8 protein-coding genes are annotated in these 12,958 nt (G+C 35.1%); 4 read left to right on the top strand and 4 right to left on the bottom strand.

Features of this window, described 5'->3' with window-relative positions:
• Positions 1–513 precede the first annotated feature (513 nt).
• Complete coding sequence (locus AACS90_RS17175) at positions 514–1,524, bottom strand: linear amide C-N hydrolase (RefSeq protein WP_099123441.1); 1,011 nt, start codon at positions 1,522–1,524, stop codon at positions 514–516.
• A 1,364-nt stretch (positions 1,525–2,888) separates the two neighbouring features.
• Here AACS90_RS17175 and AACS90_RS17170 point away from each other — a divergent pair.
• Entirely contained in the window at positions 2,889–3,338 is a 450-nt protein-coding gene (locus tag AACS90_RS17170; protein WP_099123440.1) for a GNAT family N-acetyltransferase, read from the top strand.
• A 9-nt stretch (positions 3,339–3,347) separates the two neighbouring features.
• On the opposite strand, the gene AACS90_RS17165 is transcribed toward AACS90_RS17170, so the two are convergent.
• Complete coding sequence (locus AACS90_RS17165; RefSeq protein WP_099123439.1) at positions 3,348–4,415, bottom strand: PfkB family carbohydrate kinase; 1,068 nt, start codon at positions 4,413–4,415, stop codon at positions 3,348–3,350.
• Positions 4,416–5,084: 669 nt separating this feature from the next.
• Here AACS90_RS17165 and AACS90_RS17160 point away from each other — a divergent pair.
• Entirely contained in the window at positions 5,085–6,782 is a 1,698-nt protein-coding gene (locus tag AACS90_RS17160) for a ShlB/FhaC/HecB family hemolysin secretion/activation protein (RefSeq protein ID WP_241538320.1), read from the top strand.
• A gap of 74 nt (positions 6,783–6,856) precedes the next feature.
• The gene (locus AACS90_RS17155) at positions 6,857–11,236 is read left to right on the top strand and encodes a hemagglutinin repeat-containing protein (RefSeq protein ID WP_099123438.1); all 4,380 of its coding nucleotides are present in this window, start codon (positions 6,857–6,859) and stop codon (positions 11,234–11,236) included.
• A 65-nt stretch (positions 11,237–11,301) separates the two neighbouring features.
• Here the strand turns inward: AACS90_RS17155 and AACS90_RS17150 are convergent, their stop codons facing one another.
• Both AACS90_RS17150 and AACS90_RS17145 read right to left on the bottom strand, forming a co-directional pair.
• Positions 11,302–11,703, bottom strand: coding sequence for a VOC family protein (locus AACS90_RS17150; protein WP_099111648.1), 402 nt, complete (start codon positions 11,701–11,703; stop codon positions 11,302–11,304).
• Between the two features lie 17 nt (positions 11,704–11,720).
• A complete protein-coding gene (locus AACS90_RS17145) occupies positions 11,721–12,074 on the bottom strand; it encodes a tRNA-binding protein (RefSeq protein WP_099123437.1) in 354 nt (117 codons plus the stop codon).
• A 215-nt stretch (positions 12,075–12,289) separates the two neighbouring features.
• Between AACS90_RS17145 and AACS90_RS17140 the strand changes: the two genes are divergently transcribed.
• A partial coding sequence (locus tag AACS90_RS17140; RefSeq protein WP_445286262.1) for a phage integrase occupies positions 12,290–12,958 on the top strand: 669 nt, incomplete at its 3' end.

Genomic DNA, 12,958 nt, shown 5'->3' with positions numbered 1-12,958 from the left:
TTTGGACAATTTTTCTCATTTGACGCCGCTCATTGCGCGGAATTGGTGGTACGATGGCCATAACTCAGTCCTTCCTTTTTGTGTTTTTTTGGTTTTGCGGTTAAAAAGTTCGCAAAAATAGGACTGAGTTTCTTTGATTCGCCTACCATTTTGAAAAGCTATTTAGACCTGCCCCATTGGAGGCATGACCGAAAAAACACCTCTAGTACTCATCTTTGTCGGAATATTTTTATTCGCAGTATCAATTTTAAAGTGGATGACATCTGAAATAGAAGTGGACTGGCTATATAACTCAGTTGAAAGTTTACTAGCCATTTATTTTGTCACTCTTGGGTTCAGATTACGTAAAAAGTATCGAAGTAATAACGAGTAAGTTTGAACTAACCGGAATTACCAGATAAATGCGTGCCTAATCATTTTCGATTGTAAGTTCTTACAGATAGCCGTTGAGGAGAATATAAGGTTTGATCGGAATTAACCTTCTGTATTCACAGAAGGTTGGTATCCATAAATCTAATCGCCGAGTTGCTTATCAGATAACCCTTTAAACTCAAAAGGTTTGCTATCAACATAATCTTTAGTGGCGTCACCTGAGAAAATATTGCTTTGCCCTTCACCTAATTCCAGTTTCTTCACTTTACCGGTTTTGACTGAGAAGTCGATTTTCTTTAGATCTGTCCAGAAAATATTCGGTGTTAATGCAGACTCAAAGAAATAGAGTTGGCGTTTATGATCAACCAATGTCCGCCAACGTGTTGATGAAATTTCAGGGGGATTCTCTGGCGTTTCTCCTAACCCGTAAGGAACCGAAACGTTACGAATAACACTGAACACACTAGCAACGGCTTTATTGGGTGTCGTTTGTTGTGGGATGGCATTAATGTAGAATTGAGCGCGAGCAAATCTGTCCGGAGAACGATTGGTGCCAGGAAGAGCCGCTGTGCCCGGAATTGTTGCCCAATATTTCTGCATTTCCAATTGTACTTCATACGTTGGTGAATTTGTCATTACCTGATATTCACGACCATGATGGATCACTTGTTTACCGTCGATATATTCAATAATTGCACTATCACCACTTGCATCTGATAATGATAAATGCAACGTCGCTAAACGGTCTTCGCCCTCCATTTTATCCGTCATCACTACGAAAGGCGTCTTTTCCAGTGATTCAACGGCTTCAGCTACTGTCGCGTAATTATCTAGCATATACTGCGCCCACAATGAAATTGATACTGCAGGCCGCTTATCATTTGGTTGTGGATATTTAGATTCAGCTAACCATAATAAATTAGCCACAAGACCTTTTTCGTTAATACCATCTGTGGTTGAAATATCGAAGCCAGAAGCAATCACGCTACCATATTTAGATTTCCATTTAATAGAATTAGGGCCAGCAATACCATCCCTGCTCATGCCCCGTGGAAATATCCATAAATTTGTTTTGATTTCGTGTTTCCAATCCATTGTTCTTGTTGTTATGGTTTGCTCATCTTTACCTAAATAAACTATACGAGTACACATATCGTCTCCTAAGATAAAAAATGAAAATAGATAGATTTCGTCACTTTATAGAGATTATTTTTCTTTATAAGGCTTATGTGTTATGCCAAATTTTGATTAGAGCTAGGTAATTCTGTCATTGTATTTTCATGAATTTAAGAAGAATGACATAGAATGGTTGGCGGGACATTAACAAAATTTATTTGCTTGTGGTTGACTGATAAATCTTAGCTTTTAACAGGGATAATCTTCCCATTTTAATTTAATAAATTAATATTATTAATTTTATCCATTGAGAGGCGTTGGGTAACCCTTGATCTTATTTATCTCTGTCAGAGAAGCGGAATTTCGATTTTGAGGCAAAAAATTAATATGTTAGCCTCGCATATTAAAATCAGTTTTCCAGACAGGCGTCTTGTACTATTGTGGATGAAAAACAACTTATGGGGAGTTAAGCCAAGTCAGCACCAAATTTCAAATATACACCTCATTGAATAATACACCATCTTTCAAATTATAAGCCTTGCTATAGTCGTAATCCGATTGAGGTGAAAATTTGACCTCAGTAAGGTTTCTGGTGAGTTAACAACAGGAGTTTGTTAGGACGTAGTGAGAGTGAAAGGACGGCGGAAATACCGTCCTTGATTTTATTATAAACAATGAGAATGTCCCGCTTCTCCTGGATTCAACGCGTCGCATTGAGCTACACAGCGCTCATATGCTGCTGGGTCTAACATCTCAGATCTACAAAACCAAGCATAGGTCTGTACTGAAGTAAAAAGTGTCGTCCCTGCGACTAGGGAAAGAAGAAGATATTTTTTCATTTTACTATCCACCCATAACGTGATTATCAAGAAATGGATAAGCCTAATAACCTTATCTCCATCGAATAATAAATTAATAATCCTTAATAATTAGTTAACCTTTGAAACTAAAATCAATATTTTTTACCTATTTACTAAGTGGTTAAAGGAATACGAATGACTCATGCTCCTGAGGAAGACGAGGTGTTATCAGCAATATCCGCTGTAGGCAGATGAAGTGATATGACAGCCGGCGAGGTGTCCTGTATTGCCGTAATGATTTACGGGTTGTGACGCTGGATAAAAATTTTTCCTGCCAAATATTTTTTGGCTCAATTTTCTGAGTATAATCTATCCAGTTATCGGTCGTCACAAAATGGATATTAAAAGTGCAAATACCTTTTTCTTGATATGATTTTTACTAAACTTATACGATAAATTGTATTAGGAATTTTTGCATAGTTTATACTACTAATGAAATCACTAGGTTAGTGATTAAGGATAGTAATAAAATTCTATTGCAGTCATAATTCAATTTGATATTGTAAAGAAAATACTCAATAAAAAATAATAGAGAAAAATATGGAACAACTTCTATATTGGGAAAAAGAAAATTATCAAGTAACAACAGATAAATCTTTGCTAGATGTTACAGCAATCCATCAGTTTCTTACCCGATCCCATTGGGCGAAAGGAATCGATATTGAAACTGTTCAGTGCTCAATTGAAAATAGTCTGACGTTCGGATTGTATGATGAGGAAAATCAAATAGGATTTGCTAGATTCGTGACAGACTTTTCAACTTTTGGGTATTTATGTGATGTTTACGTATTGGAAGAATATCAAAAACAGCATCTGGGGAGCTGGCTAATGGAATGTTGTCAATCTCATCCTGTTATTCAGAAACTTCGACGAGTTATGTTGGTAACTTCATCTGCACATTGGTTATATGAAAAATTGGGTTATTCACCTGTTAATCGTGAAAATTTTGTTTGGCAAATATTTCGCCCGGATATTTATTTAAAGAATTAGTACCATTTTTTACCGAAAATTGAATTTATTGGGGAATATATCAATATTTTCTGATGATAGAGTAAAAGCAGAGCATTGCTGAGAAAAGTGAACGCTGTCTTCCAGAGCCATTCCTGCCAGCCAGCAATGAGCAAGCCCTGCCATCATAACGTCACCAGCACCATTGGCATTAACAACGTTATTTGTTAATGCGCGTGAGTAACCGGATTTATTATCTAGTTCACTGTAATAGACACCTTCTGCATCCATACTCAAAATTATCCGTTGAACACCTTGCTGGTGAAACCAAGAAGCAGCGTGGGCTGCATCTTCCAGAGTTTCAATTTTGATACCACTTAACATCTCAGTTTCAGAACGATTAGGCTTTAGTGTATGAATATAAGGTAGCCAGTGGCGGATATTAGATGCTTTGAATGTAGAAACTGTATCAACAAAAATCGGGACATTATTGGAATTAAGAAATATCCACTCTAATGATTCATGAGATAAGTTACAATCAATAACCAGTACACTGGCACTTTGAATCAATTTCTTGGATTGAGAGAGTAATGATGGGTTAAGTTTGTCAAGAATGCTCATATCATTTATCGAAATGATACATTTTCCATTTTCATCAATAAATGAATTACAGACTGATGTTTTTTCATCATCCAGTTTATGTAGGTATTTAGTATTAACACCGGATGATTTTGTTTTTTCTGATAATATTTTACTGTGTTGGTCATTACCAACAACAGAAATTAAATAGCTTTCATTTTTTAATGCGGCAATATTTTGTGCAATATTTCTTCCTACCCCACCGGGGGTGGAAATGATTTTCCCTGGGTTGGAATCATTATATACTAGTTTATCAAATGCATAACTGGTTATATCTATATTGGTTGCTCCAATAGTAACAGCATAAACATCACTGGCAAGAATATAACCTTTACCTTTTATATGGCCTTTTTTACTTAGGTTCATAATATGCCCTGCAACACAGGAACGACTAATACCAAGAATATCTGCAATTTCTTGCTGTTGTATAAAGGGATCCCTTTTTAATATTTGCAGTATCTGATTTTTCCTGTTTGACATATTGTGGCCTTGGCTATTTTTTGTGACTATATTTCTATTGTATATCTATCAAACAGTAAAGGCTGATCTTATGATTTATTCTATTTTTGAGAAAGTGATCGTAAGTTTAATAAAGGTTTTTTATGGTCAATAATGTGATCTATATCTAAAATATTATCCTGATAAAGCTTTGGTGTTTAGGATAATGAAAAGATTTATAATGTAAACTATATTTTATTCTGTATAAAGTATATTAATATCAATAGGTTGTAAGGGTTCTGGTTCTTTTCAAACAAATGTTTGGTTTTTAGATATCAATGCAATAATTATATGTAATTTAAGAAATTATATTATCAAGGCTAAATTACAAGTTACATATTTTGACCAGTTAAATACAGTAGAGCAGTTATTTTTATTATTTTCTATAAAAAATATCGGTTTATTCATTTGGATATATGACTAAAAATAATTCATTTTTTATTTTTATATTTCATATGGTGATGATGAAATATTTTGTGAATGTGATTTTAGTAAATGACTTGGTGGTGTTTGTTTTTTGCTCATGTTTATGGAGTGTTTGTATTCTGACTGTAGGGATATGGCAATATGTGAGTGATAAATTTGATATTAATTAATCTCACTGAAAATATTGAATTACTATGTTAATGAAAATTTTATGATTGGTGTTTTATGATTATAAAAAACATAGGAATATTATTAATATTATATGTTCCTTTAACAATAGCATCTCCGGTAAATTTTAATGAAAACTTACCTTCATTAACCATGAACGAAGGCATTAATAATTTACAGAATAGCGAAAGAGAGATAAACAGGTTGATTGAAGAAAGGCGGCATCAGGAGATGATTAACCGTTCAAGGCGATATTCTACAAAAGAATCACTCGTAAATCTGAAAGGTGAGCAAAAATGCTTGCCAATTAGTGGGATTTATCTTCAAGGGATATCATTATTATCATCATCGGACTTAAAAACATTAAGTCCAATTTCTAATAGCTGTATTACCAGTAATAATATCAATAGATTAACATCTGAAATTACGAACCTTTATGTCCAGAAAGGATATGTTACAGCCAGAGTAAAATTGGTTCCTCCTGACTATGAGAAAAAATTAGGGATTCATGTTATAGAAGGGTTTATCGAAGATATTAGGGGAGGAAGTCGCTGGGTAAACAGTCAGACTCTTTTTCCTGGTCTAAAGAATATGCCATTGAATATACATCAACTTGACCAAGGGCTAGATCAGGCAAATCGTTTACAATCAAATAAAACAACGCTAGATATTTTACCTGGTACAATTAATGGGGGATCTATTGTTTTTCTGAATAATAAACATAGTTCTCCGTGGAAAGTTTCTTTAACAACAGATAATTATGGGCAAAAAAATACAGGGAAATGGGTAGGAAGAGTAAACACGAGTTTTGATAGCCCGCTGGGGTTATCTGATTTTGTCAGCCTTAGTGGAAGCTCTACTTTGAAAAAAGGCCAAAATAAATATAATCGATCTTATATTTTCCTTTATTCATTGCCATATGGAAAGTCAACATTTAGCACATTTTATGTTGGTTCTAAATATCACCATCAAAAAAAATCAAAGTATAGATTGTTAAATAAACATGATTTAAATATACATGGTGATGCCCAACAATCGGGAATTCGTGCTGAATGGGCATTTCGCCGCAATCAGACACAAATAGATACACTGAGAACACAATTTATATATAAAAAAGGGAATAATTATTTAAATGATGAAAAAATCATAGTAAATAGTGAATCTATAAGCCTTGTTTCTCTTAATTTAAATCATTTTCAAATTATTCCAACTGGATTTTTTTCTATTGATATAGGTATTGATAAAGGTGTGCCATGGTTTAATGCTCAAACAGTCATGGACAAAAATTTCATTAAAGGATTGATGTCAATAAATTTGCAAAAGAAATTTAGATTATTTGATTCATCTTATTTATTCAATAGTCAGATTAGCATGCAGTATAGCCATGATCCTTTACCAGCTATGGAGTGTTTCAGTATTACTGATAAAAATAGCATCAGAGGGTTTAACGAGAGTTTTTTATGTTCTGACAATGGGTGGTATTTAAGAAATACGCTATCTTATCTGCTTCCTATAGCTATTCCTCAAGGTTATTTAGCTTTAAATATAGGTGGTGATTTAGGGCAAACTAAAATTATTGGGCATAAAAATAAATATGAATGGATAAATGCTGTAGGGATGAGTACTGGATTTTCACTGAGTTATAAACAGTTGTTTGCCGATATTCAAGTAGGCAGTGGGAAAGTTTTGTCTCGGCAGTACGAGAAACTTAATAATCCCATACAGATATTAGTGCGTATTTCTTATGGTTTTTAATTGCAGAACTGCCACTGTTTCGGTTTGGTCATATTTTTACACACAGTAATAACTAGATGTATAGGAGTGATTAAATGAAAGAAAAAAGGTTTAAATTATCGTCATCTGGTCGGCTTGCTGTATCAGTGGCAATTTTTATGCTTTTTAGCTCAAGTGGTTTTTCCAATGGAATAGTAGCAGGAGGTGATGACTCACACCGACCAGGTGTTACACAATCTAAATCTGGTGCAGATGTCGTTAATATTGTTGCTCCTTCTGAATCTGGATTATCACATAACCAATATGAGGATTTTAATGTTTCTGAAAAAGGGGCAGTTTTTAATAATTCGACAAATGGAGGTGAATCTCAATTAGCTGGAGAATTGCCTGGTAATAGTAATCTGCATGGTAATTCGGCAACGATTATTCTAAATGAGGTAATTAGCCGCAATCCATCTTTACTGTTGGGCAAGCAGGAAATTTTTGGTATGGCTGCAGATTATATATTGGCAAACCCTAACGGTATTACTTGTGATGGGTGTGGGTTCATTAATACTAATCAGTTATCGCTAGTTGTCGGAAACCCATTAGTTGAAAAAGGCACTTTACAGGGATTTAATACCCTCGATAATACAAATTCCCTGAAAATTGGTAAAGGAGGTCTGGTTCATGACTCTATCATAAATCTTTTTTCTCCTAAAATTGATAGCCGTGGCAAAATTAGTACCAGCCAAGATATTAATATCATTACAGGTCTGAATAAAATATCTGCTGATGGTCGAGTATTGGATTCAAAAAAGGCAACGGTGGGTTTACTTGATAGCTATTATTTAGGCAGTATGCAGGCTGGTCGTATCCGGTTATTAAGTACAGATAAAGGGAGTGGTGTTAATTTACAGGGGGAGATGACTGCTGATGATACTATTAATGTTGAGTCTAAAGGTGGATTAAAACTGGAAGGTGCTAGATTAAAAGGAGGTGATCTCACCTTAAAAGGTGAAAATATTACATCTCAGGGTGCTTTGGATGAAGTATCCTTGAAAAAGGAAAAGTCAGAAGGTCATTTTTTTAGCGGAAATAGTGCTAGTAGCGAGCAGAAGTCGCAAGTCCTTCACCGAACCAAATTAGAAGGTAGAAATATTACATTAAATGCTAACAACAATAATGAAATTAAAGGAACAGATATTTTTGGTGAAAATATTGATTTAACCGGTCGTAAACTTGATTTAGACGGTCAAGCAGTTAATCAACATTCGGAGGACTTTCAAGAGCAATGGAAGTTTTTATGGAAGAGTAATAAAAAAAATACTCATGATAAAACTCAACAGGAGGGGAATGATATAAGGGCAGATAATAATATCAAATTAACTTCGACTGGAGAAGATATAAGAATTGATGGGAGCAAGATTGATGCAGGTAATAATCTGTCATTATCATCTAAGCGTAATGTCATAATAGATGGCTTGATAGAAACTGAAAAAATGGATAATCAGCAATATCACAGATTAGAGTCTAATTCACTAGATACAGGGCTAAAAGAAAAAGGGCATTTTACTCAAAAACAGATTAGAAGTGAACTAAATGCTGATAATGATCTTGGTATAGAAGCCAATGGTGATATTAAAATTGCAGGTTCTAAGGCGCATGCCGGAAACAACCTTATCATAAAAGCAGGTAAAAAAAATCAGATAATATCTCAATCTTATGGTGATAAAGTTATTGATGATGATAATAGAACTTATTGGGGAGGGATTGCCGGAGGAAAAAATAAAAATAATTATATTGAAAATAAAAAAAATCAATCATCTGATATTACAGCTGATGGACATGTATTGCTTGTAGGAAATGATGGAATTAAAATTACTGGCAGTAATGTTGAAGCTGAAAATGGTGGATACTTTCAATCAAAAAATGGTGATTTACTCATTGATAATGCTGTTAGTTATCATCAAAATATTATTGATGAGCGCCATGGGACTGTTTTTAATATTACTAAGGATTCTAATAAGGAGAAAGAAAAAAAAGAAGAGGCAGTACGCAGCCAGGTTAAATCTAATGCAAATTTAAAGTTATTTAGTGGCAAAAATATTGATGTGGTTGATAGTGTATTAAAAAGTTCTGATGATTTGAATATTCATGCTGGCGATAATATAAATGTTTCTTCTTATGGAGAGAAATATAATAAACAGAAAGAGAATTCATTGCTTGAGGCAGGGAATATAGCTCAATTCTCTAATGAAGATGATAAAAATACTATTACAAAAAATTTGGGTATTAAGTATAGCAGTGATGATAAAGAAAAAGAGAATGTAACACAAAAACGATCTGTATTGGATGGAGGAAATATCACAATTAATGCAGGTAAAGATGTTACAGTTGTGGGTTCAGATATAGATACGAGAAATGGAAATGCTAATATATCAGCCGACAATATTTCTTTCCTTGCTTCAAATGACCTGGAAGCCCAAAAAGAATCTCATTCTTCGACAGGTATTGGTGTGTTTTTCTCTAAAGGAAGCAATGGAATAAGCATTGGTGGTGGAGCTAATCATAGTAGCAATAATAAATCTCATGAGAAGAAAAAAGCTGTCGTTTCAAAAACGGACATTGCGGGAGATCTGAAATTAAACGCACGAAATAAACTGGAACAGGAGGGAGCTCAGCATAATGTTGCGGGTAATTATGAGGCGAATGCTAATAGCATAGAAAATAGAGCAGCGGAAAGTAGTGATAGTACCTATTCAGGAAACTTTAATATTGGAGGAGGAGTTTCCCTCTCTTTGAGTATGAAGAATTCTTCACCTAATGTTGGTGCTAATGTTTTCGCCAAAGGAGGTAATCACACAGAGAGTAATACTAAATCAAATGCTAATGTCACTTCAATTCAAGCCAACAATAACATTAGAATAAATGCCAAAGAAGATGTATATGATCAGGGAACACAGTATCATGCAGATAATGGAGGCATAGAATTAAAAGCTAACAACCATATTAACGGAGCCGCATTTAATAAAAATGAAAAAGATGTCTTTGATTCATCAGGTTATGCCGGCATACAAGCCAACTTAGCGCTTTTATCCCAGGATCTTACTGTTACAGGGAAAGGGAAAGGGAATGCATCTCGGAGTTCTGAATCCAATTCAGATGCTATTGTCAGTGATTTCAAAGCACATAAAGATATTAATATTCAGGCGCGACACGATATTAAATATCAGGGGGCATCGTTTAATTCAGAAGATGGAGAAACAACTATACAGGCAGGGAATAATATCAATATTAATCAGGCAAATAATACTAATAAGAAAACTAAAACCCAATATGGGCTTGGTCTTGGTGTTGGGGTAGGCGTCAATTTGCCGACAGGTGTTGTCAATATGGGGGCAGGAAGTGCAGCATCAGGATATGCTGTAAATGATGACACTACTGTGACAGCAAAAAGTAGTAATATTAGGGGAAAACAGGGAATTAACTTGGTTTCTGGAAATGATTTGTCTTTGCAGGGGACAAATACCTCTGGCAAACATATAAATCTTAAAGCAGAACGAGGTGGTATCATAGTTACCTCTGCTCAGGACAGTATAAATAAAAGTAATTTCCAAATTGGAGGCAAAGTAGCATTGGGAGCAGCAATGAATGCTTCTCAATTAGCTCAAGTTAAGGCAAAGGCTTATGGCAATTTTGATCATGGTTATGAAAGAGATGTTATCAATCACAATAGCCAGCTTACGGGTGAAAACGTAACATTAACAAGTAAAAAAGATACTACAATTAAAGGAGCTAATATTGTAGCGGATAGGATAGGGGGTAAAATAGGAGGTAATCTTAATATTGAAACGGCTCAAAATACGGCTAATGGGAGGGAAATAGGTCTAGAAGCTGGAGGCGAATTTAATAGTGGTACACTCTTTAATGGTGATCAACCGTCCGGTTTTATGGGAGTGGTTAATATCATTAAAAGTATCGCATCGGGTATAAAAACCAAGTTTAATTTTAATTACGAAACACATGATGATACAAGTTTAACTAACCAATCAGGAATTTCTGCTAGAGATGGAATTAATTTAGATGTATCAGGTAAAACTAATCTGACTGGAGCGAAGATTGAAAGTACTGATCAGCCAGTTATATTGAATACCCAAGAGCTGGTAAATCATGAAATAACTACTCATAGTAAAGGAGAAAAAATCTCTGTGAAATTACCAGGGTCTCCACTTGCATTTTTATTAAGTTTACCAGGTGCAGTTTCTGATATTGCTCATGGGAAAATTCCATATACAGAGAGACATTATCATAATAAAAAAAATGTAATACTTCCTAGTAAAGTTAAGGAATACACTCAGAAGATATCGAATTGTAATGTGGCGGTAAAGGATAAAATTATCGAGAATATAGATAATAACATGCCTAAAAAGACAGTGACTGAGGTGATTGGATGCGGTCAACAGTTAGGTAATCAGAAGGATTATGGGGTATAAAAAATTGAACGTTATTTTATTATCAAATAGTAATCCACCTGTTTAACAGGTGGATTCTTTATATTTTAAACAATTGCGTTCTGATATAAATCCCACCGGTTGCCATAAATATCTTCAAATACAACAACCAAGCCATATTCTTCTTGTCGTGGCTCTTCGCAAAAATGAACGCCATTTTCTTTCATTTTATGATAATCGCGCCAGAAGTCGTCAGTTTGCAGGAACAAAAATACTCTTCCACCACACTGGTTGCCAATAAAGGCTTCCTGCTTTTCATTAGATGCTCTTGCCAGCAATAGATTACAGTCACTTTCAGGATTCGGTGTCACAACAACCCATCTTTTGCCCGGTTGTGGGGTGTCTTCGACCAGAGTAAACCCCAGTTTGTTGGTGTAGTAATCAATTGCTTTATCATAATCATCAATAACAATGGCAACATAACCCATGCATCTTTTTTGTGTTCTCATAATATTCCTATTTTAAATTACAGCATCCGTGTCCCTAAGGTCACATTTTTATCTGGTTGGATGAGTACAGTGCCTTCATTATCACAAACGGCAGCCAGAACCAAAACTTCCGATTTAAACCCGGCTACTTTTCTCGGTGGAAAATTTATAACAGCCAGGACCTGCCTGCCGATTAATTGTGCTTCCGTATAGTTTTGGCACAATTGTGCCGAACTCTGTTTTTCACCTATTTCGCTACCAAAATCGATATACAGTTTATAAGCAGGTTTGATGGCCTTTTCATTTTTTTCAGCTTTGATTATTTTGCCAACACGGATATCGAGAGCCATAAAAGTGGATATATCTGTGAGATAATTTTCTGAATTTTGCATAACTGTATATCTATTAATAATAGGTTAAATAGAAAAATAAATTACTCAAATAATGCGCTAGGCTCCCGTTATAACTCACTATTTTGTTGAATTTGCCGAGTTATTATTTTTGCTGATTTTCGTGCATTTAAGGGTGTTTTAAGCTATTTTGGGATTATCAGCACCCCTATTAGCACCCCTTGCATTATGAAAATTTAAACGGGAGAACACTCTAGATGGCTTACTATAGCATAGAAAAGCGCCCACGCGCAGATGGCACTATCCGTTATCGCTGTACTGTCGGTGTCAAGTCTGGCGGTAAATATATCTACAGAGAGAACCGTACATTCGGAAAGCAAGCTCATGCCAAAACATGGGGTGCTATGCGGGTAGCTGAGCTGGAGCAAAACGGAGTACCAAGGAACGATGAAGTCGAAAATTTTACAGTTAGCGCTCTATTGCACAAATATATCAATGATCCCAATTTAGGAAAAAAAGCAGGGCAAAGCAAAAAGTCCGTATTGAATTTATTATCAAAGAGCGCTCTTGCAAATTTACCCCTGACTGAACTTTCGGTCAGTCATATTATTGAGCACTGTAAACAGCGATGCTCTACAGGAGCCAGTCCTGCCACTATTAACCATGATGTAGTCTATTTATCATCAGTCTTAAAGTCAGCCAAGCCTGTCTATGATATAGACTACACTTCAAATCCTGCACATGAAGCTCGCCCCTTACTAACTCAAATGGGATTAATCGGTAAAAGCCATCGCCGTAGCAGAAGACCAGAACGTGAGGAACTGGAGAGAATAATGGAGGTGCTACGTAGAAAAGGGAATCATTGGACAAGCAATATTCCTTACGAAGATATCTTAAATTTCTCAATACTTTCTTGTATGCGCATT

It is taken from the genome of Xenorhabdus sp. KK7.4 (genome assembly GCF_963876465.1).
Classification (GTDB): Bacteria; Pseudomonadota; Gammaproteobacteria; order Enterobacterales; family Enterobacteriaceae; genus Xenorhabdus; species Xenorhabdus stockiae.
The sequence above is the reverse complement of the archived record's forward strand: the minus strand, read 5'-3'. Positions and strand labels throughout refer to the sequence as shown.

Excerpts from the sequence above, each read along its gene's own strand:
- AACS90_RS17175 (WP_099123441.1), bottom strand. The coding sequence starts at position 1,524 with ATGTGTACTCGTATAGTTTATTTAGGTAAAGATGAGCAAACCATAACA.
- AACS90_RS17170 (WP_099123440.1), top strand. The coding sequence starts at position 2,889 with ATGGAACAACTTCTATATTGGGAAAAAGAAAATTATCAAGTAACAACA.
- AACS90_RS17165 (WP_099123439.1), bottom strand. The coding sequence starts at position 4,415 with ATGTCAAACAGGAAAAATCAGATACTGCAAATATTAAAAAGGGATCCC.
- AACS90_RS17160 (WP_241538320.1), top strand. The coding sequence starts at position 5,085 with ATGATTATAAAAAACATAGGAATATTATTAATATTATATGTTCCTTTA.
- AACS90_RS17155 (WP_099123438.1), top strand. The coding sequence starts at position 6,857 with ATGAAAGAAAAAAGGTTTAAATTATCGTCATCTGGTCGGCTTGCTGTA.
- AACS90_RS17150 (WP_099111648.1), bottom strand. The coding sequence starts at position 11,703 with ATGAGAACACAAAAAAGATGCATGGGTTATGTTGCCATTGTTATTGAT.
- AACS90_RS17145 (WP_099123437.1), bottom strand. The coding sequence starts at position 12,074 with ATGCAAAATTCAGAAAATTATCTCACAGATATATCCACTTTTATGGCT.